The organism is Gemmatimonas sp., from assembly GCF_021298855.1.
Lineage (GTDB): Bacteria > Gemmatimonadota > Gemmatimonadetes > Gemmatimonadales > Gemmatimonadaceae > Gemmatimonas.
On sequence record NZ_JAJTHI010000020.1, the window covers coordinates 108,027 to 133,696 of the forward strand.

Genomic DNA, 25,670 nt, shown 5'->3' on the forward strand with positions numbered 1-25,670 from the left:
CTTCTATGCCTTCGTCGGTGTGTAAGTCGAAAGCCGGGAGTCAGCGCTGACCGGACGACCGGCGCGCAATCCACTCGGCACACAACAGGAGCAACGCCAGCACGAACGGCCAGCCGGCGTCGGCAAGCCGCGGCGTATCGGCCCCGGCCGCACCGGCGGTGAGCGGCCCGGCGGCCACGGCGGGAGCCTTGGGCAGCCACTCCCGTGCCGCGTTCACAATCAGCACGCTGCGCCCGCCCGCAGTTTCCACGTCGTACACCGCCGCCGGCAACGGGGGCGTGGCCGTTTCGGTTCGGGCACCGAAGCGCAACACGAGCGAGTCCGGCGCGGCGGGGAGGGGTGACACGCCGCGGGCGGTCAGCCGCACGACCACCACGGAATCGGCGCCGCCACGGCGCCACGATACGGGATCGCCGGCGCGGGTTGCCCCGGGCACCGGCCGCGCCGCCCGGATATCGCCGCGTCCCGCCGAGGCCCAATCGAAGATGGCCCCCCAGAGTGCCGTGAAGGCCTCGCGGCTGCGGCCACCGCGCAGTGCCCACCCGGCGTACCCCGAGCCGGAAACGACCACCGTGCGCCGGCCACCGGCCGACCGTGTGGCGATGGCCGGTTGCGCCTCACCTCGCTTGCTGAGGCGCATCGTGAGCACCGTGTCGTCTCCGCGCGCCGCCCCCGCGAGCGTCACCGGCGGAAGGGAGTCGAAGGGCAAGGCCGCCAACGCGGCCATGAGCGGAGAGGCCGGGGCCGCCGCCGCATACCACTCGGGGGTGCGTGTGAGTTCCCCGGCGCGCGCGACCTGAGTGGGGGGCGCGGGGAGCCACAGCACGCGTGAGGCCGTGGCGGCACCTGCGACGGGGCGCCAGGCGGTATCGCCGTGCACGATCAGCATCCCGGCGGTGGCTGCGCGCGCCTTGACCTCCGCCTCGGTAATGGGCGCCAGCGACCCCTCGACACGCCACACGTTGGGGGCCAACCGCAAATAGGCGCGGGTGGGTACGTCGAGTGCGCCGCGCAGCACGGTGAGCGCTTCGCGCACATCGATGTCGGGGGCCGTGGACACGAAGACGGCCGACGGCCGGTCGCCCACGTCCATGGCCACGGCGAGCGTGTCGTTACGCCCTTCCGCGTCACCCGGCGACTCGACGATTGCCTGCACGACGGCCACGCGATCGCCGCGTGCAACGACCAGCGGGACGGTCAGGCGCGTGCCGGCAAACGGAGCCAACGGCGGGACCGGGGATGACGCGGCCTCGCTGCCGTCGATGCGCAATCGCAATACCCCCTCGGCCGTGGCCACGCCGCCCGCGACCACCGTGACGGCCGCCGAGACGGTATCGCCACCCGTTGCCGAGTATGGTACGACGAGCTCTGCCACGGCCACATCGCGTCGCGGCGGCGTGGTGAGCCGTACCACCCGCGACCCCGGCGGAGCTTCGCGGAGAGCGTCGGCATCGTCGACTTCGCCATCGGTCACCAGGACGAGACTGCGCCCGAGCGACGCCGCCCGATCGACGGCCGGTCGCACGCGGGACGCGCCGTCACGCGGGGTCGTGGCGGCGACGTCGTCGAGGGTTGCGTCGCGGAGGGAGTCGCCCACCAGCACGAGGGCGGCGTCGGCCGGCTGGGCGCGCCGCGCGCTGTCGGCCACGCCCTGGCGCCATCCCTGCACGAAGGTGCTTTCGTCACCCACCGCACGTCGCCACGACGCGGACACGTCGAGGGCCACGAGCGGTGCCCGGGGTACGGCCCGCCCCATGGGGGCACCAACGAGCAGCGCCGCCACCAGCGCCACGGCCGCGGCGCGCAACGCGGCCAGCCCCCAGTGGCGCGCCGTACCGTGCGTGCTGCCGGCGCGAAGCGGCAGCCCGTACGCGAGCCAGGCCGCCAGCAGGCCAAGCGCAATGGCTACGACCCAGCGAATCACAAAACGAAGCTCATGGGGGAGTCAGGCGGGGCATGCGGCGAAGAATGGGCACGGGGCAGAAGAATCGCGATTCCTCTGCCCCGCATGCTGGCTCGGTCGTTCGGCGGCGCCGACGTGGTGCACGAGATACGCCGTGCCCCGTCGTTGTGCTCGGTGGTCAGTCGCCGTCGGGGCGCGTGGACATGGGACGCGCGGCCAGCCGCGGCGTTGGATTCTCCAGCTCGGCGAAAAGTCGCGCCTTGAGCTGCTCGAAGGCGCGCCGCTGTGCTGGCTTGAGCGGCTCGCCGCTCTGATTCTTGAGCGCGACACGCGGGTCGCGATGCACCCCATTGACCAGGACCTCGAAATGGAGATGCGGCGCGGTGGAGAGACCGGTGCTCCCCACCTGCCCGATGGTCTGGGAGATGCTGACCGACTGTCCGGCACGCACGTTGATGGCCCGCAGGTGACCGTACCGGGTAACGAACCCGTTGGTGTGCCGGATTTCGATGGTCTTGCCGTAGCCCCCCTTCCAGCCGGCGAATGCCACGCGGCCGTTGCCGAGCGCGCGCACGGGAGTTCCGGCGGCGGCGGCGTAGTCCATGCCCTGGTGTCGACGGAGCGTGCCAAGAATGGGATGACGCCGCAGGCCGAAGACGCTGGAGATGCGGCGGAAGGCCAACGGCGCGCGCAGGAACGCGGCGCGCATCGCCTTTCCGTCCCCGTCGAAATAGGCCGGGCGGTTTCCCTGCGTGAAGCGCATGGTTTCCACCGGTTTGCCGTCGACGGTAATGCGGGCCGCAATGATGTCTCCCGGCCGAACGAGCCCGTTCTCAGCGGTTTGTCGCTCGACGAGCACGCGGACGGAGTCGTTCTTCTGCAGGTCGCGGCTGAGATCGACGCGGTACTCGAGGATATCGGCCAAGGCGTAGGCCAACTCGGTGCGCTGGCGTTCCGGAAACGCCTGAGCGCCGTCGGCCAAGGCGCCGGTGAGCGTGGAGGTGACCACCCCACCTACCACGACGGTATCGGTCGTCCATTGGAGCGTTTCCTCGCGCTCCACCCAGGGCTGTCCGAAGAGCCGTGTGAAGCGGACGGCGCGATCGACGGCCAGCTGCAGGACCACCTCGGACGCCCCTGAATCGGGATCGACCTTGGTGGTGATCGTGGTGCCGGCGCGGACCTTGCGCGGGTCGAGTGCCGAGGCCACGCTGAGCGCCTCGGCCGCTTCCTGGGGGGCGAGACCGGCACGCTCGAGGGCCACGGTGAGCGGTTCACCGCGCCGAATGGTGTCGACCTTGAGCCGCCAGCGGGCGGCAACGGAAACACGAGGCCCCGCCGCCAGAACACTGGCCGCGGGGCGCTCCTGAACTGGACGTCCCAGCGCGATGACAGCCGCTCCGATGCCCAGGCAACCGGCGGCGACGAGCAGCGTTCGCGTGGTGGTCAATCCATCTGTCTCCGAATGAACGTCGGGATTTCCATATCGTCGAGATCTGCACTCGGCGATGCGGACGCAGGCGGGACCCGCGGTGGGCGAGGGACAGCCCCTTCCCACGCAGGACGCGCGGGGGGCACCGAAGGTCTCACCGGCGACCGGGTCCCGGAGGGGAACGGCAGAACGGAGGGAGCCTTGGCGGCAACGGGCTGCACCTCGGAATGTGCAGCGGCAGGCTGGCGAGCGGAAGGGCTGAACGCACTGCCCGCCGTGGCGGCCGGCTGGGTCCCCTGCAGGTACCGGTCAAAACCGGTCGCGATGACCGTGACCCGGATCTCCCCCATCATGGCGGGCTCATGCACGGCGCCGAAGATGATTTCGGCATCATCGCCCACCGCATCGTGCACGATGTCGTTGATCTGGTGCACTTCGCCGAGGGTGAGGTCTTCGCCGCCGGTGATGTTGACGAGGACGCCCGTGGCGCCGGAGATGGAGACGTTGTCGAGCAGTGGCGAGGCAATGGCCTGCTGGGCCGCCTCGACCGCACGGTTCTCGCCGCGACCAATGCCGGTCCCCATGAGCGCCGACCCGCCGTTCTGCATGACGGTGCGGACGTCGGCGAAGTCGACATTCACCATGCCCGTTTCGCTGATGAGCACCGAGATGCCCTGCGTGGCGTGCAGCAGCACTTCGTCGGCCTTCTTGAGCGCCTCGTGGAAGGGGATGCCCTTGCCCACGACGGCAAGCAGGCGCTCGTTGGGCACGATGATCATCGTGTCCACGTGCTTGCGCATTTCGGCGATCCCCTCTTCGGCCTGCCGCATGCGCTTGCGCCCTTCGAAGAGGAAGGGTCGGGTGACGATGCCGACGGTGAGCGCCCCGGCCTCACGGGCCAGCTGGCAGACCACCGGCGCCGCACCGGTGCCGGTACCGCCGCCCATGCCGCAGGTGATGAACACCAGGTCGGCGTTGCCGAGGACGCGCTTGCAGTCTTCGCGGTTTTCTTCGATGGCCTGCCGACCGATCTCCGGCCGCGCGCCCGCGCCCAGACCGCGCGTGAGCTTCTTGCCGATCTGAATCTTGACGTCGGCCTTGGAGTTCGTGAGCGCCTGCGCGTCGGTGTTGACCGAGATGAACTCGACACCCTCGAGGTGCTCCTCGATCATGCGGTTCACGGCGTTGCCGCCACCGCCTCCGACACCCACCACCTTCATGCGGGCGTTCTGGGAAGCGCTCTCTTCGAACTCGAAGGTCATGCGGGGGAGCTCCATACGGGGCTTGGCGGGCACGGGGTGGAGGTCGGGAACGAGCCGGCGGTGGGGAGCCGGGCGTTCGTCGGGTCGGGTGCGGCGAGCTCCACCGGCTTCGGTGGACCGCGCTTCCGACCCGTGTGCAAATGTGGACGAAGCGATTGGAGGTGCGACAACTCCCCTAGAATACACGTTCGATTCTGCCGCGCAAGCACTGGATTTTGTTGAAGTTGGCGCTTTTTGATCGCCCCCGTGCGTGTCACAAATCGGGCCGGCCTTTATCCACAACCACCAATACCAAGACGGTTCGTGACCTTTCGCCGAGGCCTCGCCGTGTGGGCTTCGCAGGCGCGTGATATCGCCGCTCTGGAATGGGCGAACAGCCAGAGGTGCGCCCCCCGGAACCGCAAAACCCGAACGCGCCCCCCGAACCTGTCCAGTTCCGGGGTCTGCGTTCGGGTTCCGAGTGACGGCGTCCCGAGACTCAGGGCTTCGGCGACTCGATCACGTCGTTCCAGTTGATCAGGCTGTTGAACACCATGTTGAACTCGCCGTGGTTCTGCCACCGGTAGATCGGGTTGTTCGCGAACAGGATGACACGCCCCCGCCCCTTCACGGCCTGCGGGATATCCACGGCGAACGGGCGGTTCCGTAACGAGTCGGCTCCGGTCATGAGCCCGGACAGGACCGCCTTGTCGCCGCCGACGTAGCGCGCCAGCACGTTCCCCTCGTCGGCAATGCCCACCGTGAACGGCGTTCCGCCCACGTACTTCACCGGAATGGTGGTCGTGCCGAACCCGTAGAACGCCGGATGTCCGGGGCGCGATATGGCGGCCTCCACCAGCGGGCGCTGCGCCGTCAGCCCCGGTACCGGACGCTTGTCCACGGTGCGCGCCCACCCGAACTCGATGGGCAGCCGCGCGCTCTCGCCGATGGCGATGAGCGTGCCGCCCGCCTCGAGGAACGCCGCGATAGCGTCGACGCCCGCCTGACCGAAGCCGCCGGTGATGTCGTCCGTTTCGCCATACATGCCGAGGAACGGGTACGTGGGATCCTTCTTGTACGGCACCGGACGCGTCGCGGGTCCCTGCATCACGGTGTTCTTCGACAGGTTCTGCTCGGCCACGAGCATCACGTCGTAGTCGCGGCGCAGATTGCCCTGACGCACCCGCTCCTTGTAGATGAGATCGAAGGGCACCTTGAACTCATCGAAGGTGAGCCGGTACCAGCCCAGGTTCTGCGTGCCACTCCACTGCGAGTAGATCGCCACGCGCGGCACATCGGCATCGTGCGTACGCACCGTTGGCGCCTGCGACAGATACGCGGCCGTGAGCCCGAGGGAGTCGACCAGCGCGCGCACCTTGCTGGCGTGCTTGGCATCGATGAGGAACGAGCCCGCGGGATAGGTCGTGTCGCCGGCGGCGAACGACGCCTCGGCCACCTTCATGGGAATGCGGCGCAGGAGGTACCGGAACGTGACCATGTGGTTGCTGCCGAGGTGCGCCACGGCAATGGTGTTGCCCCCGCTGCCGGAAAGGGTGCCCTTCGGGATGACCTTGTCGACGTTCGCGACCGGCGCGCTGAGGATGCCGGTGTCGGCCACCGCCACCACGTCCACGCCCATGGCGAAGCCCATGCTCCAGCCGCTGTCGTCGTAGGTGCTCAGTCGCGCGTCGGGGTAGTCCTGCCGCTCCAGCAGGTTCTTGGCAAGGCGCCCATACGGCTGGTCGCGCTTGATGATGTACGAACCGGCGGGATAGGTGGTATTCCCCACCTTCACCGGCGCGGTGGCTTGACCGACCTCGATGCGCTGCACGCGCAGCAGATTCACCATCTCGGCCACGCGCGTCATGTCGCGCTGCTTCGGAATGAGGAACGCGTGCGGTGCGCGCGCGCGGCCATCCGCAATGCTGTTGCGTGTCTTGGTGTAGAAGTTCTCGAGCACCGTTTGCGGGAACATGCTCGCGAGCTGCAGCGCGGAGATCACCCCCGTCTGCATGTAGTTGGCATTCGAGCGGCGCGTGAAGGTGGCCACGTCATTGAAGCCGATGGGAATGCCGCGATACCACTCGCGCTCCTGTCCGCCGCCACGACCGGTGGGTACCGGGCCCGTTCCGCGCCCCCCACCACCCGCCGCCGCCGCCGGTGTGTCCCCACGACGCGCGGCCGCCATGGCCGCACTGTCGAGGTCACGCCCCGACTGCGTCTCGTACATCTTCATGAGCCCATTGTGGTTGTATGCCACGGAGCCGAGATATCCGGGCGACCAGCCGTCCATGAAGGCATGGGTATACACGCCGGGCATGCCCCACTTCGTCATCTGCGCGAGCTCCCAGTTGCCGAACCATGGCAGCTCCGCGAAGAGAATGGGATCGAGATTGGGGTTCTGCGGCGGGCCACCCGTGTAGGTGTACAGCAGCGGCAACGACTCGTGCAGGTCGTGCATGATCGGCGGGAAGGCCGTGAAGTACCAATCCACGATCGCGCGCATCTGCACCAGCTTGATGTTGATGTCGCGATTGTTGTCGTGGTACACATACTTGCCCCAATACGGAAGCGGGCCACCGAAGGCAGCCGGCGCTCCGGTGGCGGGGCGCCGCGCGGAATCACCGGGCGCGGCCGCACCGGCCGCCGGCACCGATGCGACAGGCCGTGCCATGGACTGGTTGCGCAGGAACCAGTCCACGTTGCGATCGCGCCCGTCGGCATCGGCCGCCGGCGTGATCGACACGTACAGCTGTTCGCGAATCTGATTGATGACGGGCGAGCTTTCGGCCGTCAGCCGATACGCCAACTCCATGAGTGTTTCCGACGGGCCCGTCTCGCCCGAATGCAGACCACCCATGAGGTGATAGTGCGGCTTGGTCTGCGCCAGCAGCGTCTTCACCTGCGCGTCGGTCATGCCGCGCGGATCGGCGATGCGCGCGAGGTTCTTCCGGTTCTCGGCGAGCTGCCGCATGTTCGCGTCACTCGAGATCCAGACCACCACCAGCTCGCGTCCTTCGTCGGAGCGGCCGATGGTTTCGACCTTCACGCGCGGTGAGGCCTTCTCGAGGGCGCGGTAGTAGGCGAGCTGCTTCTCGTAGTGGGTGAGGATGCGCGGGGCACCCACGTGGTAGCCGAGTACGTCGCGCGGCGTGGGAATGCCCGGCGCCAGCGGGAGGTGGTCGACAAGGGGGCTCGAATGCCGCGGATTGGCGAGCCACTCCCGCAGGCTCTGCTCGTAGGTGGGGTCCTGCTTCTGGTTGGGATCGCGCGTATCGAGGGTTACCTGCTGAGCCTGGAGCCCGGCAGGGAGCGTCAGCGCCAGCGCGGTGGCGCAGCGGCGAAGCGAAGAGAAAAGCGTGGCCACGATGTCGGTAGGTGAAGGGGAGCGACGGTCATCGAAGTTACGCGGACGTACCGGGCGACGTTCGTTCGCGACCGTTGATCAGCGAGGCCGTCCCGTCTGCTGCTGCGCCCACCCGGTGAACACCTGCAGCTGCGACTCGCCGGTACGATCCTGCAGGACCGCGATTTCGGGCTTGGTGGGATGAACGTCCCACACGTCACCGATCTGGGTGACGGAGTCTCGCTGCACGATCGAGGCGCTGGCCCCGTTGAACGCGAGCGTAGCCCGCCACAGCGTGCCCCCGCTGCGGTAATAGAGCCGTTGCCCGTCGCCACCCCACGAGGCGCCGGATGCCCCCTGCACCGACACCTGCGTCACGGCACCGCCGGGGGCGAGCGCCTTGATGAAGAGATCGGCGCGCCCATTGCGCTGAGAGCGAAAGGCCACCCACTGCTCATTCGGCGACACCCGTGCGTCACGCGCGGACTCCCCCTCGGCAATCATCCGCGTTCGCGACGACGTGTCGTTCACCGGCATCGTGAACAACCCGTCGGGGCGTTCGATGAGCAGGACCGTGCCATTCGCAAGGATGGCCCGTGGTATCCCCAGACCCGCGATCACGCGGCGCGGCGGCGTGCTGCCGTCGACCGGCGCCAGATACACCCCGCGGGGCATGGTGCCCGTCGCGTTGCTCGTACGATACGCGAGCTGTCTTCCGTCGGGTGACCACACCGCATCGACACCATTGGTCACTTTCGTGGGCGCCCCCGATTGCGGATCGATGAGCCACAACTCGTCGGTGAAACTCTGCGACGTCGCGGCATTCAGTTCGGCAACGACGAAGCGACCGTCGGGCGACCAGCGGACGGACTGGTACTGCTTCCGCTCGGTCTCCACGGGTCGTGCGGTCCCGTCGAACGAGACGAACTGCACGTCCCCACCGACCGATCCTCGCAACACGGCCAACGTGCCGTTGGCGGCCATGACGGCATTGAGCCCGCCGGCACTCTTGGCGCTGATGCCCCCCATGACGCGCTCGGGCACCCCTGCGATTTCCCCGGTCGGGAGCGTGAAGCGCACCTTGTAGATCCAGCCGTCCAAGCGCCCGAAGAACAGATGCCCGTCGTGATACCCCACGACGTTCGACAACTCGAGATCGATCACCCGTACCGCACCACTGTCGATGGGCATGAGCACGAGCTTGTCGGCTTCGCCGACGTGAATCCGCGAACCGACGGTCCTGCCGTCGGGAAACGTGAACGGATTCGAGAAGTACGTCGCCTGAGGAACGTCGCGGATGTCGGCGATCACGCGCCCCTTCTGTTCCCCGATGCCGAGGCGCTGGATCGTGGAGGCGGGGGCAAAGACGAAGTAGTCGCCATGCGCCCACGAGGCCCCGAACAGCGAGCCGGGATAATCCAGCAGCGTCGTGGTCCCTCCGCCCTGGAGCGGAACGCGAAACACGGCCTTTTGGTCGCTCTCCGTACGCAGGAGCATGACGTTCTTGCCGTCCGGTGTGAACACCGGTCCAAAACCGTTCTCACTGCCAGCGATCGGCAGCGCGTCGAGACTGTCGAGATGCCGCACGTATACAACGGGATCACCGGCCTGCCCGATGCGTTCGGTCACCACCATCACCTGCCGCCCATCACGGGAGATTCCGAGGTTGAGTCCCACCGTAGAAGTGACCCGGACATCCGGCGGCAAGGCGACGGCGAATCGAACGGCGTCCGCTTCCGCGGACGGCGCGCTGCGCGCACCACCGAGATAGCCGCCGACAGCGGCGACCAGCACGAGCGCCGACGTCAGCCACAGCGCACGCGTGCGACGCGGCCCCGCCGTGCTGGTGGTGCCCGCTGCGACAATGGCGGCCGTTCGTGACGCATCCTGCAACGCGTCTGCCAACTCCTTCGTGGTCGCCCACCGATCCGCCGGGAGCTTCTCGAGCGCCTTGCGGATCGCCGCCTCCACGTGAGGGGGCACATTCCGGCGCGACGCACTGATCGCGCGCGGTTCCTCGGTCATCAGCCGCGCGATGATCGCTTGCGCGGTGGTGCCCGTGTGCGGCGGCTCGCCGGTGAGGCACCCGTAGAGGATCGCGCCGAGCGCGTACACGTCGCTGCGCGCATCGATCACGCGGTCGCCGGTGGCCTGCTCGGGGCTCATGTACTGCGGCGTACCGAGAGACAGTCCGGTTTGCGTAACGCGGGTCCCGCCGGCGTTGCTCACGGCCAGCGCAATGCCGAAATCGGCCACGAGCGGCTGGCCGTCCTGCAGCAGGATGTTTTCCGGCTTGAGATCGCGGTGAATGACACCGTTGCGGTGCGCATAGTCGAGCGCGCTCGCGATCGCCCCACCGAGCCGCATCGTCTCGCTCACCGACAGCTGCTTGTCCCGATCGAGCCGTGCCCGCAGTGTCTCGCCTTCCACGAACGGCATCACGTAGTACAGCAGCCCGTCCGCTTCTCCACTGTCGAACAGCGGCAGCAGGTTGGGATGCTGCAGCGTGGCCGTCACGCGTATCTCACTGAGGAACCGCTCGACCCCGAGCACCGCGCCAAGTTCGGGACTGAGCACCTTGACGGCCACCTTCCGGTCGTAGCGCACGTCGCGCGCGAGGAACACGGTGGCCATACCGCCGCGGCCCACCTCGCGCTCGAGCGCGTACGTGGCCGGAAACGACGACTGCAGTTGGTCGAGCAATGAGGTCATGGGGCGCAGGAAGGGGCGACCGACCGACACACTGGACAGCCTGCATATGCGAACGCCGATCACGGAGTGTGACCGGCGCCCACACCGCTACGATCAGAAGAAGTCCTGCAACCAGGTCTTCACCCGCGTGGCCAGCTTGTCCACGCCGCCACCACTGAGTGACGGCCGACGGGACACGACGCCACCCAGCGCGGCGCGATGCGCGCCGTAGAGCGCCAGTCCGGTCACGGTGGAAAAGCGGGGGTCCGCCACATTCTCCACGAGGCCGTCCAGCTTGGCCCCCGGCATCCCCACCCGTACCCCCAGGCCAAAGACATCGGCGGCCAGTTCCGTGATGCCCTCGAGCGACGATCCGCCTCCCGTGAGCACGATGCCGGCGTTGAGCTTGCCCTGATAGCCCGCCTGCTGCACCTCGCGCACGACCTTGTCGAAGATCTCGTCCATCCGCTGATGGATGATGTGCGTCATGAGCTCGCGCGAGATGTGCCGCTCGCCGTGCGTACCGGATGGCGGCATGGCGATGACTTGCGCGGGGTCGATGAGCGGCTCGTACGCGCAGCCGTACGCCTCCTTGAGCTGCTCGGCGTCGTGCTGCGTGATGCCGAGCCCCTGCACCAGGTCGCTGGTGACATTGTTGCCACCGTAGGGGATCGTGCCCAGATGCCGGATCTTGCCCTCGTGGAAGATGGCGAGATCGGTGGTGCCGGCGCCGAGCTCGACGAGCACGACGCCCAGCTCCTTCTCCTCTTCGGTGAGCACCGCCAACGCACTCGCGAGCGGTTCCAGCACGAGCTCGCGCGACTTGTATCCGGCCCGCTCGATGGCCTTGCGGAGGTTCATCGCCGGCGCGCTGCCGATGGTGACGAGATACATCTCGGTCTCGAGGCGCGTGCCGATCATGCCCACGGGATCGCGAATGCCGTCGGCCTTGTCCACCCGGTATTCCTGCGGAATGGCGTGCAGCAGCTCGCGGTCCTGCGGAATGGCCATGGCGCGCGCCACCTCGTTCACGCGGTCCACATCGGCGCGCGTGATTTCGTCGCCGCTGATGGCGACCACGCCCGTGGAGCACATGGCGCGCACGTGCTCTCCGGCAATGCCCACGTAGAGTCCGTCGGGCTGCACGCCCGCCACCCGTGACGCCTCTTCGACGGCGGCGCGGATGCTGCGGGTGGCCTCCTCGATATCACTGACCACTCCGCGGCGCAGCCCCATCGTGCGGGTGCTCCCCACTCCCAGCACCTTGAGCCGCGGCGCACGCGGCAGGTCGCCATGCACCGCCGCCACAATGGCGGTGGTGTGGGCGGTGCCAATATCGAGGGCGGCAACGATGGCTTCGGACGTCATGGCTGTCTTGCGATCACCTGGTTACGGAAGCGCAGGTCAAGCTCCACGGCGCGCAGGCGGTTGCGCGCGAGGTCGGCTTCCACCGGTAATATGTCCTTGAACCGGTCCACGGTCACCTCGGGGGTGGTCCGTACCGTCACCTCACCGAGCTTGACCCGGAATTCGTCGGGCGCTCCCCGCGTCTTGACCCGCTCGGCACGCTCCACCCGGCCATACAGCGCCGGTTCGGTGGCCCGGAGCCCGTCGAGCAGGTGCATGAGCGCACTGTCCGCGGTGGCCGAGAGCGGGACGTCCATGGGTACCCGGGCGGGGTCGATGGGGAGCCGATGGCCGGCGCCGTCGACGGGGTCGAGGCGTCCGTCCTTGCGCCGGACCAGTGCCACGGGCTCCCGCTCCACCACCTGCACGAGGATCGTGCCGGGCAGTTGACGCTCCACCTGCGCACTCGCCACCAACGGATGGGCTTCGAGCCGCTCGGCCAGCGGCGCGAGTTCCTGCCACACCGATTGCAGGGTGTCCACCTTGAGCAGCGCCAGCGCCTCGCCGCGCGGGGTGTAGCGCATCCCCTCGAACACCACGCGACGCACGTGGAAGAAGTCGAGACGGGCGAGCGCGCGCGGCCCCCACCACGGGCTGGCCAGGGTGGCTCCCACGGCGCAGACGATGAGGGTGACGCGTGCGAGCCGTTGCCAGCGCGGCGGTTCGCCGGCACCGGAGCGGTTCGGGGCACTCACACCCGTGTCCAGGATGCCAGCCGCCATGGTCAGTGGTGCGACGCCGTGGCGCGCAATCGTTCGAGTAGTTCGGGGCCAGTCCGGGTGATGTCGCCGGCCCCCATGGTGAGCACGACGTCTCCCTCACCGGCGAGGGCGTAAGCGTGTGCGGCGGCCTCCTGGCGCGGACCGCTCCAGCGCAGCACCCCCGACGTCATGCGCCCGCCGATCAGCGCCGAGGTGACCCCCGGTTCCGGGGTCTCGCGGGCACCGTAGATGTCGCACAACAGCACGGCATCGGCGGCGCTCAGTGCCGCCGCGAACTCCGCCTGGAGGTCTCGCGTGCGCGAATAGAGATGCGGTTGAAAGACGACGACGAGGCGGCGCGCCGGAAAGGCGTGGCGCGCGGCCGCGATGGTGGCCGCCACTTCCGTGGGATGGTGCGCATAGTCGTCGACGACGTCGATGCCACGCTCGCGTCCGAGGCGCTGGAAACGGCGTTCGACCCCGCGAAACGCGGCGAGCCCCGGTGCCATGTCGCCAACCGTCGCCCCCAGCGACAACCCGGCGCCGATGGCCGCCAACGCGTTGCGGACATTGTGCAGCCCGGGCACGGCGAGTCGCACCGGCCCAAGTGCTTCCCCATCGAAGTGCACGACAAAGCGGGCGCCAGTGCCATCGAGCACGAGGTCGTGCGCCACGAGGCGCGCATCGCCCGCCTGCGGGGCCGGTGCGGTGCCAGGCAGCGTGGCCGAATACGCGATGACGTCGCGACTGGTGGCCACCCGCAACGCCATCGCGCCCGCATCGTCGGCGCAGCGCACCAGCGCGCGCGCGGGCGTGAGAAACATCTCGAAGGCGCGGGTGATGTCGTCGAGATCGCGATAGATGTCGAGATGATCGGCCTCGACATTGAGCACGACGGCCACGTCCGGATGGAGGGCCAGGAACGAGCGATCGTACTCGTCGGCTTCCACCACGTAGGTGGAGCCACCCAGCCGGAGATTGCCTCCCCAGAGTCCCACCCGGCCGCCGACCACGCCAGTGGGATCACGACCGGCGCTCGCCAGTGCCTCGGTGGTCATGACCGTGGTGGTCGTCTTGCCGTGCGTACCGGCAATTCCCACCAGCGTCCCATCGCTGACCGCATCGGCCAGCGCTTCCGCTCGCCGCACCACGGCCAGACCGGCGGCCCGGGCGGCCTGCATTTCGGGGTGCGCCGCCGGAATGGCCGACGAGTACACGATGGCGCGCGCGGCGGCCACCATGTGCACATCATGCGGCGCCACGGTGATTCCGTAGCGCGCGAGATCGGGGGCGCCGGCCGGGTTGGCATCGGTGCCCTGCACCGGTACGCCGCGGCGTGCGAGCAGTTCGGCCAGGGCGCTCATGCCCGCGCCGGCGATGCCGATGAAGTGCACCGGCCGCGGATCGGCCGCATCGAGCAGCAGCGCGCGCGTGGGTGCGTGGTGTCGCGAGTCGGGGGGCGGGGAGGACATGCGGGAAATATGGCGGACTCGCCCGACGGCGCGTACTGCAGTCGAGCCGGTACCCGCTCGCCGACTAGGCGGTGCGGCCGAGGAGACGCAGCAGGTCGCGCGCGATGGCGTTGGCAGCATCGGGGCGCGCGCGCCGCGCCGCCGCGCGCTGCATGGCGTGCATCCGCACCGGGTCGTCGCGCAGTTCGCACACGGCGCGATCAAGCTGCTCCGCCGTCAGTTCCGATTGGGGCAGGTGAATGGCTGCGCCCGCTTCCGCCGTGGCGCGCGCATTGTGCGTCTGGTGATCCTGTGCCGCCGTGGGAAGTGGAACGAGTACTGGTGGAATGCCCCACGCGCACAGCTCCGCAATGGACATGGCACCGGCCCGCGAGACCGCCATGTCGGCTGCGGCATACGCCTCCGCGATGGGTGCCAGATACGGGCGAACGCGTACCAGCGGCCCTTCGTACTCTGCATATGCCGCCGCCTGCTGCCTGCCCGTGGCCCAAATGAGTCCGAGGCCGGTCGGGAGCCCGCGCCGTACCCACGCCGCCACCGTTTCGTTGATTGCGCGCGCACCCTGGCTGCCCCCCACCACCAGCACCACGAATGCGGCCTCCTGCAGCCCCCACGCGCGCCGTGCCTCCGCCTGCGCCAGGCGTGGCACCGGCGGTGGTTCGATGGGGCAGCCAAAGGCGTGGATGGTCGCGCCGGCAGCGGGCGAAAGGCGGGCGGCGGCTTCGGGAAAGCCGAGATAGAGGGCACGGGCGCCGCCGGCAAAGGCGCGCGTGGTGAGGCCAGGATGACTGTCGGGCTCGTGGAGCACGGTGGGCACACCGTGGCCGCGTCCCCAGGCAAGTGCCACTCCCGCCGCGTAGCCGCCCGTCCCCACGATCGCGGCCGGCCGCTGCTCGCGCGCCAGTGCACCGAGCCCACGCCACGCCGAAACCGCGCCGGCGAGCGTCCGCCAATTCTGCCACGGCCGCTGCCGGTAGAGCGGGTGCAGATCGAGCAACGTGTACGGGAACCCCGCCGTGGGCAACACGTCGCGCTCGACCCCGCGCTGAGCGCCGATGAAGTGCGGGTGCACCGCGGGGTCGAGTCGCACGAGGGCCCGGGCAATGGCCAGACCGGGATAGAGATGGCCGCCGGTGCCGCCGCCGGCGAACAGTACACGGGTGCTCACGGGCATGCACTCACGGCAACGCCCCTCACGTACGCGGCGCCACCAGCGGATCGGTGGCCGATACGCCGTACACCCGCTCCCGCTCACTGCCGATGTTCACGAGAATGCCGGTCATGGCGAGGGTGAGCACGAGATTGGAGCGCCCGTAGCTCACGAACGGCAGCGTGAGGCCGGTGTTGGGCAGCAGGCCGATCACGACGCCGAGATGGATGAACGCGGTAAACACGGTGGTGAAGGTGAGCCCCACCGCCACGAGGGTGAGAAACGGAGATCGGGCGTTTCTGGCAATGCGAAAGCCGAACCACCCGTAGAGGGCGAACAGCACCGTGATGCCCGCCAGGCCCACGAACCCGAATTCCTCGCCCACGACGGATCCGATGAAATCGCTCTGCGCGAGGGGAAGCCATCCCCGCTGCTGGTTGCCCTGTCCGAAGCCCACCCCCAGCAGCCCACCGGAGCCAACCGCGACAAAGGACTGGTATTGCTGATCCCCCGTGGGACTCTTGCGTTCGCTCGACGCCTGCTCCCCTTCCATGAAGCTGCGAATGCGCTCCCGCACGTAGGAGCTCTGCGACAGCTGGAAGGTGACGAGCGCGAGGCCGAGCGCGCCGAACATCACGAAATGCGCAATGCGCGCCCCACCCACGAACAGCAGCACGGCGGTGAGCAGGCAGAACATCATGGCCACCGAGTAGTCGGGCTCGAGAATGGCCAGCACACTGAGGGTGCCGATCACGACGGCGAAGGGCATGAGCCCCTTGCCGACGCGCCGTACGACCTCGCCCTTCTTGGCCAGCAGCATGGGGGTCCACACGAGGATCGCAAACTTGGCGAACTCGGAGGGCTGCAGGGATCCGCCGAAGAGATGGCGCCGCGAGCCGTTCACCTTCCCCGTGAACAGCACGGCGATCATGAGCAGGATACTGAGCAGCATGAGCGGCCAGGCCAACTGTCGCCATCGTTCGGCATCGATCTTGGCCAGCACGGCAAAGGCCACGATTCCCACGAGCGCGCCGGTGGCCTGCCGCAGCACGTAATGGTGGCCGGGCTGATCCTTGGCGACGGCCACGAGGGCGCTCGCACTGAAGAGGACCGCCAGTCCCACACTGAGCAGGATGGCGGTCACGAGCACGAGGGCGCGCCCCTCGAGCGACATGCGCCACCGTTCGCGCGTCCCCGCCAGCGCCGAGGCGCGCGCGGCACTCCCGCCGCCCCCGCCGACCGCGTCAGCCGGGTCGAATGTCGCGCCGAGGCCGGTCATGCGATGCCCTGCGCCAGTCGTGCGAACTCCTGTCCGCGCTCCTCGTAGTTGCGGAACATGTCGTAGCTCGAGCAGGCGGGTGACAGCAGGATGACATCACCGGCCTGCGCGGCCCCGCGCGCCACGCGCAGCACCGATTCGAAGTCGGTGCCGGCGGGCAGCAGGTGCACCGGAACCTGCCCCTCGAGCGGCCCCGCGAGGTCGGCCGCGATCTGCGGCCCGGCCTCGCCGTACGCCACGACGGCGCGCGCGATTCGGCGCAGCTCCGGTGCCAGCGTGGTGTAGGGTTCGCCCTTGTGACGACCACCGAGCAACAGCACGGTGGGACGTGTCATGCCGGCCACGGCCACCTGGGTGGAGGCGACGTTGGTGGCCTTGGAGTCGTTGATCCAGCGGATGCCCGCATAGTCCCCCACGGGTTCCAGCCGGTGCGCGAGCGCCCGGAACTCGCGGAGCGCACGCGCGAGCGTGGCCCGCGCCGCCGGTGTGCGGTGAGACTCGTCGGCCACCATGACGGCGAGCAGCGCCGCCAGGGCGTTGGCCACGTTGTGATCCCCCGCGAGCGCCAGGTCGTCGCGCTTCAGGAGAGGGGCCCCCATGACGTGCAGCTCATTGCGCTCGCGATCGAGCCAGGCATCCACATCGCAGCGCTGCGTCGAGAAGTGGTACCACTGGCCCGGCACCCCGCGCACGAGCTGGTGCACGTCGGTGTTGTCGGCGGTGGTGACCCAGCGGGATGCCATCGTGGCGTTGGCGAACAGCCGCTTCTTGTCGGCGTAATACGTGTGCACGCTGTCGTAGCGATCGAGATGATCGGGACTGAGCGTGGTGAGCACGCCAACGTCGGGGAGGAGGCCGGGCGTATCGTGCAGCTGGAAGCTGGAGATCTCGAGCGCGGCCCACGCTGGCGGATGCTCCCGCTGCGCCAGTTCGGACACGGGCGTGCCGATATTGCCGACCTCGGGGGCGTCATGCCCGAGCGCGCGCAGCAGATGCCCCACCATCGCGGTGGTGGTCGTCTTGCCGTTCGTGCCGGTGGTGGCGATGTAGCGCAGCGCGGGGGTGAGACGCAGCGCCACCTCCACCTCGCTCACGACGGGGATGCCGGCGGCCAGCGCGGTGCGCAGCGGCGGCGCCGACGGGGGTACGCCAGGGCTCACCACCAGGACGGCGGCGTGCGCCACGCGCTCGAGGTTGTGCTGGCCCACGTCCACACTGGCGCCCTCGCGTTCGAGCAGTGCCGCCGCCTCGCGCAGCGCCGGGGTGCTCCCCGCATCGGACGCATACACCGACACGCCCGCCTTGCGCAGCAGGCGCGCCACCGCGACCCCGCTGCGGCCAAGACCAATGATGGCGAACTCGCCAGTGCGCTCGGCGAGGCGCCGAGCCACCAATGCGGCGACTTCCTGGGGAGTGTTCGACATGGCGTCTCCGTCAGCGCAGCTTGAGGGTGCTGAGCGCGAGGATGGCGCACAGGATGCCGATGATCCAGAAGCGGATCACCACCTGTGTTTCCGGCCATCCCTTCATCTCGAAATGATGGTGCAAGGGGGCGCGAAGAAACACGCGATGCTTCTGCGCGTACTCGAGGCCGTACTTCCTGCGGCGATACTTGAACATGGTCCGTTGCAGAATCACCGACACCGTCTCGGCGACGAACACCGCGCCCACGAAGAGCAGCAGGAACTCGCTCTTGAGCAGAATGGCGATCGCTCCCACGGCACCGCCCAGGGCGAGCGACCCGGTGTCACCCATGAACACCTGGGCCGGGTGCGCATTGTACCACAGGAAGCCGATGCACGCGCCCACGACCGCCGCGCAGAACACCGTGAGCTCACCGGCGCCGCTCAGGTAGAACACCTGCAGATACCCGCTGGTATCCACGCGGCCAAGCACGTAGGCGAAGAGGCCGAGCGTGAGGACGGCGATGGCCACCAGACCGGACGACAGTCCATCGAGACCGTCGGTGAGATTCACGGCGTTGCTCACGCCGGTGAGAATGAAGGTGACCCACGGGATGTACAGCCACGCCGCCCAGCTCACCGCCGGTACGACCAGGATGTACTTGAAGAACGGCAGCGTGGTGCTCGCCCCGGGCAGTGTGGAGATGGGATCGAGCAGCAGATACGCGCCGAGCCCCAAACCACAGATCACCTGCCCCGCGAGCTTGTAGCGCTCAACCAGCCCTTCGTTCTTCTTGCCCTCGCGCTTCTGCTTGAGCTTGAGGTAGTCGTCGAGAAAACCGATGCCCCCCATCCAGGCCGTGACGGCCACGGCGAGCACCACATACCGATTGTCGAGCCGCGCCCACAGCAGCACCGGCAGGAACGTCGCGACGAGGATGATGAAGCCCCCCATCGTGGGTGTGGTGCCCTTGCCGGCGTGCGTGTCGGGAGTGCCCGCGCGCACCACCTGATGCACCGCCATGTCGCGCAAGCGGCGAATGATGGCTGGCCCGAAAAGGAAACACACCAGCAGCGCCGTGACGAAGGCGGCGCCGGCGCGGACGGTGATGTAGTTGAGCAGGTTCAGCACGCTGACATCACGTGCGAGCGGTTGCAGCAGGAAGTAGAGCACGCTGGATGGTTACGCGGTGGCCCAGGCCGTGATGGCCGGAACGAGCTGTTCGAGTCGCATGCCGCGCGATGCCTTGAGCAGGATGACGGCGCGCCGATCGAGTCGCGGCTCGAGCTGCGCCCACAGGGTATCGAGGTCGGTACTGGTGACCACGCGAGGATTGCCGGGCGCCAGCGCCTCGAGGGCGTCGGCAAACGCGCCCACGCCCACGACCAGTTCGGCCGGGGAGTCGAGCGCAAATCGCGCGATGTCGCGATGCAGCTGCGCGGCGCCGGCGCCGAGTTCGCGCATGCTGCCCAGAATCATCACGCGCTGCCGTCCCTGCCCCACATCGCCGAGCAGCGTGATGGCGGCGCGCATCGACGCCGGGTTGGCGTTGTACGCGTCGTTGAGCAGGATGGCGTCTCCCACCGGCTCCCACGTGCCCCGCATCCCCGGCACCGGCATCTCGGCCAGTCCCGCAGCGGCATCGGTCAGCGGCACTCCGCAGGCGCGCGCGGTCGCGATGGCCAGCATGGCGTTGGCGGCCTGGTGCGCACCGCGCACCGTGAGCGCGAAGCGCGTCCCGTCCACCTCGAGCCACGGGCGTCCCTCCGCATCCAGCCCCCAGGCCTCCGGCACCTGCCCGCTCCCCGTGAGTCCCGCCGCGATCACCGCCTGCGCCCGCGTGTGCGCCAGCGGCAGCACCTCCGGGTGCGCGGCAGGCACCACGGCGAGGGTCACACCGTGGAAGATGTCGCACTCCTCGCGCAGCACGCCCGCGAGATCGCCAAGCCCCTCGAGATGCTCCTCGCCGATGCTCGTGAGCACGGCCACGTCGGGGCCGGCGATCGCGCGCAGCGCGGTCACCTCGCCCGGCGCGCTGGTGCCCACCTCCACCACCGCCACATCCGCCTCGCTGGGAATGCCGAGCAGCGTGAGTGGCACCCCCACGGCGTTGTTGAGGTTGCCCGGTGTGGCGTACACGTGCAGCGTGCGTCCGAGCGCGGCCTTGAGCAGCTCCTTGGTGCTCGTCTTGCCGTTGGAGCCGGCCACGGCGATGACCGTGCGCCCCCACGCCTTGCGCCACGCGGTGGCCAGCTGCCCAAGGGCCACGAGCGTGTCGGGGACCACGTACGTGGGTACCCCGAGGCCCACCGCCCGGGAGGCATCGCTCACCACGAACGCCGCCGCGCCGGCGGCCTTCGCCGCGGCGAGGAAATCGTGCGCGTCGAACCGATCGCCACGCAGCGCCACGAACAGGTCACCACGCGCGATCTGTCGGGTATCGGTGGAGATACCGGCCAGCGCATTCGGCATGGCGGGCCCGGTGCCGAGCGCCTGCGCCACGCGTTCGAACGTCCAGTAGGGGTGGGCGCGATCGGGGGCAAGCGCCGGCACGGCATCGAACGCGGTGCCGGCCGTGGTGAAGGGGCTCACGTCGAACTCCCGGTGGAAGGCTCGGGGAGCTGCAGGTCACGCGCGAGCTCGTTCACGATGACGCTCTCATCGAAAGGATACGTGGTGGTGCCGCGGATCTGGTACGTCTCGTGCCCCTTGCCGGCCAGCACGATCACATCGTGCGGTCCGGCGATGCGCAGCGCGTGCGCGATGGCCTCACGACGGTCGGTGATGCGCGCCCGGGTGCCGTGCGACATACCGGCCGCGATGTCATCGAGGATGCGTTCGGGGTCTTCCGTGCGCGGATTGTCGCTGGTGACCACGGCCACATCCGCGAGCTCCTCGGCGATGCGGCCCATTTCGGGGCGCTTGCCGCGGTCGCGATCACCGCCGCAGCCGAACACGACGATGAGCCGGCTCGCGCGGTCGACGCTCTCCCGCGTAAAGGGACGTACCGCACGCAGGGCGCGATCGAGGGCATCGGGCGTGTGCGCGTAATCGCGCAGCACCGTGGGCGACGTGCGCAGCAGCTCGAGTCGTCCGGGCACCTGCGGCGCCGACGACAGCCGCTCGGCCACCCGGGCGACCGGTGCGCCCACCGCCAGCGCCGCGGCGGCTGCCCCGAGGGCGTTGGCAATGTTGAAGTCACCGATAAGGGGCAGCGATACCGGATGCGCGCCCGTGGGGGTGACGAGCAGGAAGCGGCTGCCACCCGCGTGGTACCGGATATCGCGCGCCGTGACGTCGGCGCCGGGATCGTGTACGCTGAAGGTGACGGCCCGCGGGGCACTGGTGATCCCCCGCCACGACGGGTCGTCGATGTTGAACGCCGCCACGCCATCGGCCGACAGCAGCCCCACGAGGCGCAGCTTGGCGGCGCGGTAGGCCTCCATGGTGCCGTGATAATCGAGGTGATCGCGCGTGAGGTTGGTGAAGACGGCGGCGGCGAAGGCGAGGCCATCGACCCGACGCTGATCGAGGGCATGCGAAGACGTCTCCATGGCCACCGCGCGGATGCCGCGGTCGACCAGCGCCCGCAGCACGCGCTGCAGCTCGACAGGCCCGGGCGTGGTGAGCCCCTGCCCGCCCGGCATGCTCTCGCCACGCGAGCCCAGCAGCACGCCCAACGTGCCAATGGAAGCGGCGGGCTGGTGCGGGTCATCGAGCAGATGGCGCAGCAGGCCCACGGTGGTGGTCTTGCCGTTCGTTCCGGTCACGCCCACCAGTGTGAGGGCGCGCGCCGGAAATCCGTGGAAGGCGGCCGCCGCGAGCGCCGCGGCACGACGTCCATCGCGCACGATGAGGGCCGGAAGGGACACGGCGGCAGCGGCCGCCGCATCTTCGGCGAGCGCCAGCGTGGCCCCCGCCGCCTGCGCGGCGGCCAACCAGGCGTGCCCGTCCTGCGCCGCCCCGCGTACGGCCACAAAGGCTGCACCGGGTGTTACCCGCCGACTGTCGTCGACCAGGTCGTGCAGCACCTCGGGGAGCAGCGGCGACGTGCCGACCAGCAGCCCGGCCTCCCGCAGCGTGTCGACCAGCAGCGCCACCGGCACGGCCGGCGGACGGGAAGCAGTCATCGGGGCGATTCCAGTTGCACGGTGGAGCCGGTGCGCACCACGACACCGGCGGCGGGACGGGTGCGCACGTGCGTGCCGTCCACGAGGTTCACCTGGAAGCCGGCGGCATACAGTGTGCGCGCCGCCTGTCGTGCCGTGAGACCGTAGACCGATGGCACGGGGCGCACGGCCGGTGACGGTGTGCGCCGCGATTCGCGCGGCGCCGCGAATGGCAATTCGACCACGATACGCGAGGGCATGGGTACGGGCTCCGCCTTGGGCGGCTCCGGGGCGCGCAGTGAATCGAAGCGGGCGGAATCCCGCTGGGCCGCCACCTGCTGCGCCGGCGTGAGGGCCTTGGGCGCCGGTGCCACCATGGGTCGGGCAATGCGGGCGAGTTCGGCGCGATCGAGCGAGGCGTTGCGCGTGGAGATGGCCGACTGCAACAGGTCGCTCACCATGGTGCCCGACACCAGCCCGCCGTAGTAGGTACCCTGCGGATCGATCAGGCGGGCCACGATGACGTACTGCGGGTTGTCGACGGGGAACATCCCGGCGAAGCTCGAGTTGTACCTGCCGATGTCGTACCCGCGGCCATTGTCGCGCACGCGTCGCGCCGTACCGGACTTGCCCCCCACATCGAAGGTCTGCAAGTCGGCGGCGGTGGAGGTGCCGCTGTCCACCACGCTCTTGAGCATCTCGCGCATCAGCGCCGACACCTCCTGGGAGAGCACGCGCCGCACGACGGTACGCGTGTGCCGGTAGAGCACCGCGCCCTCGGTGTCACGCACTTCCCGCACGAGGGACGGCTGCAGCAGTTCGCCGCCATTCGCGATGGCGGCATAGGCGGCAGCGATCTGCAGCGGCGTGGCGTTCATCGCGTACCCGATCGACATCTGGGCATGATCGAGGTCGGAGTACGGTGGCAGGCGCAGGCTGCCACGCGATTCCGACGGGTACGACACTCCGGTCGGGACCCCGAAGCCGAAATCGCGCAGGGCCTCGTACTCCTCGGCGTCGCTGAGCCTGAGCGCGGCCTGCACCGTCCCGATGTTGCTCGAGAAACGCACGATGTCGCGCACGGACATCTGCGCCGCTTCGTGGGTGTCCTGGTAGGTCTTGAGGGTGCCGTACTTCCAGCGTCCGTTGAAGGTGTTGAACTGCTGGTCGGGGGTGAGGCGCTTGAGATCGAGGAGCCGGGCAATGATGAACGGCTTCATCACGGACCCCGGTTCGAACGCCTCGGTGAGGCCGTTCCCGGTGGTGGCCTTGCCGTTGCGGGCGCCGGCAATGGCCAGCACCGCCCCGTCACGCGGGTCGAGGATGAGCACATCGCCGCCGCTGGCACGCGTACGCTGCTGCGCGTTGGCCAGCGCCTCTTCGGCGATTTCCTGCAGCTGCTGATTGATGGTGAGCACGACATTGTTCCCCGGCCGTGCCGCCACGGGCGTGAGCATGGGAGAGCCCAGTCGCCCGCCTCGTCCATCCTTCACGAGCGGATCACGCCCGGCCTCCCCCCGCAGCAGATGATCGAGTTCGCGCTCGATGCCGCTGATCGCCCCGCCGCTCGCCGTGGCCAGCCCGACGATGCCGCGCAATCCCTCGGGCGTGGAGTTCACCCGTTCCAGTCGCGGGCGCAGCCGGATGCCGTTGAGCCCCTTGAGCCGCGCCACGTCCGAGGGAGCGAAGCGCATGGGCAGCTCGACCCACTTGTACTCGCGGCGATTGAAGGCGCGCTTGACCCACTTGTCGGGAACCCGCAGCTCCTTGAACGCCTTGCGGAGCGCAACACGCGAGTCGACGGTTCGCACCGTGCCATCGACGCCCTTGCGCCGGGTGAGCCCCAGCTTGTGCGGTTCGACGATGATCTGCACCTCCTCGCGCGTCTCGACCAGCACGGTCCCGGTGGCATCGAGGATGGCCCCACGCGGCGGCAGCACCTGCACATCCACGACATGCTGGCGTTCCGCCTCTTTCCGCCAGCGCTCGTGCGCCACGATCTGCAGCTGCGCCGACTTCGCGACGACCGCCGCCGCAAACAGGACCAGGCTGATGTGCACCACCGAAGCCCGGGCGTGGCTGATGGCCGGGCCCTGCGATTCGCCATCGGCGGCGGCCCCCGCCAGCGGCGCCCGCGAACCGGGAACGGAGGGGGCGGGACGCGCATCGCTTCGCCCCGAGAACGGACCGATCATTGCGGCGGTACGCTGTCGATGATTTCGACATCGGTGACACGCCGGTCGGCGGCCACGGGCAGCGCGATGAATCGTGTCTGCGCCTCGCCGGGGCGGACCATGCCCAAGCGACGCTGCGCTTCCTGCACCACGGTGCGCCGGCTCGTGGCGCGACGCAGCTGACTCTCGAGATACTTCTCCTGCGCCATGAGCGAGCGCCGCTCCTCCTGCAACCGCTGGATCCGCGTGAGCGTGCGCACCCCCGTGGAGCGTCGCCACACCACGGTGGTCGAGACCGCCAGAAACAGGGCGAGTCCCAGTGCCACCACGGCGCGCCCCTTGAGGGGCGTGCGACGTCGGCGCGTGGCGGTGGCCATCACGGCGCGCGCCTCCACGCGCGCAGTCGGGCGCTGCGCGCCCGCGAGTTGGCCTCCACTTCGGCCTCGCCGGCATTGATGGGGCGCTTGGTGAGCGTTTCGCCTAGCGGTGCCCCGCGGCAGGTACAGACCATCTGCTTCGGCGGGCAGACGCAGGCGGTACTCCACTCACGAAACGCGTTCTTCACGAGCCGGTCTTCGCCGCTGTGATACGAGATGATCGCCAGCACCCCGCCGGGCGTGAGGCGGTCACGCAGCGCCGGCAGTGCGCGCTCCAGGCCGTCCAGCTCGTCATTGACGGCGATGCGCACCGCCTGAAAGATGCGGGCGAAATCGGGCGCGCCACTGCGCGGCCCCAGCACGGCGCGAATGGCATCGACCAGATCATCGGCCGTGGCCAAGGGCCGTCGTTCTCGGCGCCGGATGATCTCCCGCGCCAGTCGCGCGGCTCGTGGTTCGTCCGCGTAGGCGCGCAGCAGCGCCGACAGGTCGACCTCGTCGATGGAGTTGAGCAACTCGGCGGCGTCGAGATCGGCATCGGTGCCCATGCGCATGTCGAGGGGCGCGCCTTCACGAAACGTGAATCCCCGCGTCAGATCGTCGAACTGATGCGACGACACGCCGAGGTCGAGCAGAATGCCATCGAACCGCTCGGAATAGGCCAGCCCTGCTCCGCTCACGTCGGCGTAGTTGCCAAGGAGTGCGCGAAACTGCCCGGAGCGCTCGAACTCGGCGAGGCGCTCGCGCGCGGCCGCGAGGGCACGCGGATCACGATCGACGCCGGTGACGCGCATCCCTCGTTCGAGAAACGCCGCGGAGTGCCCGCCGCCCCCGAGCGTGCAATCGAGCACCGTGGAGGCGCCGGCAAGCAGCGCCACGATTTCCGGCAGGAGCACGGGCACGTGATACGCGCCGACGCGGCTGGCGGTCAGCGTACGGAAGGGGCTCACGCGCAGATGGGGCAGACGAACAGGCGCTTCATGA

Annotated in this window: 16 protein-coding genes and 1 pseudogene; all 17 read right to left on the bottom strand. The window is 69.2% G+C overall.

Features of this window, described 5'->3' with window-relative positions; all coding sequences use genetic code 11:
* Positions 1–40: 40 nt before the first annotated feature.
* On the bottom strand, positions 41–1,924 hold the full coding sequence (locus LW840_RS07760) for a hypothetical protein (protein ID WP_291273547.1): 1,884 nt from the start codon (positions 1,922–1,924) through the stop codon (positions 41–43).
* Positions 1,925–2,081: 157 nt separating this feature from the next.
* Entirely contained in the window at positions 2,082–3,353 is a 1,272-nt protein-coding gene (locus tag LW840_RS07765) for a M23 family metallopeptidase (protein WP_291267995.1), read from the bottom strand.
* Positions 3,350–4,630 carry a cell division protein FtsZ gene (gene ftsZ / locus LW840_RS07770; protein WP_291276756.1) on the bottom strand — a complete coding sequence of 427 codons (1,281 nt, stop codon included), beginning with the start codon at positions 4,628–4,630 and terminating at the stop codon, positions 3,350–3,352. The genes LW840_RS07765 and ftsZ overlap by 4 nt, the downstream gene beginning before the upstream one ends.
* 445 nt (positions 4,631–5,075) lie before the next feature.
* Positions 5,076–7,943: a M14 family zinc carboxypeptidase gene (locus tag LW840_RS07775; RefSeq protein ID WP_291276757.1), complete on the bottom strand. Its 2,868-nt coding sequence runs from the start codon at positions 7,941–7,943 to the stop codon at positions 5,076–5,078.
* A 78-nt stretch (positions 7,944–8,021) separates the two neighbouring features.
* The gene (locus LW840_RS07780; protein WP_291276758.1) at positions 8,022–10,634 is read right to left on the bottom strand and encodes a protein kinase; all 2,613 of its coding nucleotides are present in this window, start codon (positions 10,632–10,634) and stop codon (positions 8,022–8,024) included.
* Positions 10,635–10,727: 93 nt separating this feature from the next.
* Positions 10,728–11,981, bottom strand: coding sequence for a cell division protein FtsA (gene ftsA, locus LW840_RS07785; protein ID WP_291267991.1), 1,254 nt, complete (start codon positions 11,979–11,981; stop codon positions 10,728–10,730).
* A 374-nt stretch (positions 11,982–12,355) separates the two neighbouring features.
* A pseudogene (locus tag LW840_RS17595) lies at positions 12,356–12,742 on the bottom strand (FtsQ-type POTRA domain-containing protein); the annotation flags it as partial.
* Positions 12,743–12,744: 2 nt separating this feature from the next.
* Positions 12,745–14,193, bottom strand: a complete 1,449-nt coding sequence (murC, locus tag LW840_RS07795) for a UDP-N-acetylmuramate--L-alanine ligase (RefSeq protein WP_291267990.1) — start codon at positions 14,191–14,193, stop codon at positions 12,745–12,747.
* Between the two features lie 64 nt (positions 14,194–14,257).
* Positions 14,258–15,361, bottom strand: a complete 1,104-nt coding sequence (locus tag LW840_RS07800) for a glycosyltransferase (protein ID WP_291276759.1) — start codon at positions 15,359–15,361, stop codon at positions 14,258–14,260.
* 25 nt (positions 15,362–15,386) lie between these two features.
* On the bottom strand, positions 15,387–16,622 hold the full coding sequence (locus LW840_RS07805; RefSeq protein WP_291268928.1) for an FtsW/RodA/SpoVE family cell cycle protein: 1,236 nt from the start codon (positions 16,620–16,622) through the stop codon (positions 15,387–15,389).
* On the bottom strand, positions 16,619–18,046 hold the full coding sequence (murD, locus tag LW840_RS07810) for a UDP-N-acetylmuramoyl-L-alanine--D-glutamate ligase (protein ID WP_291267988.1): 1,428 nt from the start codon (positions 18,044–18,046) through the stop codon (positions 16,619–16,621). The genes LW840_RS07805 and murD overlap by 4 nt, the downstream gene beginning before the upstream one ends.
* 10 nt (positions 18,047–18,056) lie before the next feature.
* Positions 18,057–19,199: a phospho-N-acetylmuramoyl-pentapeptide-transferase gene (gene mraY / locus LW840_RS07815; RefSeq protein WP_291267987.1), complete on the bottom strand. Its 1,143-nt coding sequence runs from the start codon at positions 19,197–19,199 to the stop codon at positions 18,057–18,059.
* Between the two features lie 9 nt (positions 19,200–19,208).
* Complete coding sequence (gene murF, locus LW840_RS07820) at positions 19,209–20,618, bottom strand: UDP-N-acetylmuramoyl-tripeptide--D-alanyl-D-alanine ligase (protein WP_291267986.1); 1,410 nt, start codon at positions 20,616–20,618, stop codon at positions 19,209–19,211.
* Positions 20,615–22,156, bottom strand: coding sequence for a UDP-N-acetylmuramoyl-L-alanyl-D-glutamate--2,6-diaminopimelate ligase (locus tag LW840_RS07825; protein WP_291267985.1), 1,542 nt, complete (start codon positions 22,154–22,156; stop codon positions 20,615–20,617). Before LW840_RS07825 ends, murF begins: the two co-directional genes overlap by 4 nt.
* Positions 22,153–24,330 (bottom strand): penicillin-binding transpeptidase domain-containing protein, encoded by a 2,178-nt coding sequence (locus LW840_RS07830; RefSeq protein WP_291261529.1) that lies wholly within the window; start codon positions 24,328–24,330, stop codon positions 22,153–22,155. Before LW840_RS07830 ends, LW840_RS07825 begins: the two co-directional genes overlap by 4 nt.
* Positions 24,327–24,689 carry a hypothetical protein gene (locus LW840_RS07835; RefSeq protein ID WP_291267983.1) on the bottom strand — a complete coding sequence of 121 codons (363 nt, stop codon included), beginning with the start codon at positions 24,687–24,689 and terminating at the stop codon, positions 24,327–24,329. The genes LW840_RS07830 and LW840_RS07835 overlap by 4 nt, the downstream gene beginning before the upstream one ends.
* Positions 24,686–25,636 (bottom strand): 16S rRNA (cytosine(1402)-N(4))-methyltransferase RsmH, encoded by a 951-nt coding sequence (gene rsmH, locus LW840_RS07840; RefSeq protein WP_291261531.1) that lies wholly within the window; start codon positions 25,634–25,636, stop codon positions 24,686–24,688. The genes LW840_RS07835 and rsmH overlap by 4 nt, the downstream gene beginning before the upstream one ends.
* Positions 25,637–25,670: the final 34 nt, after the last annotated feature.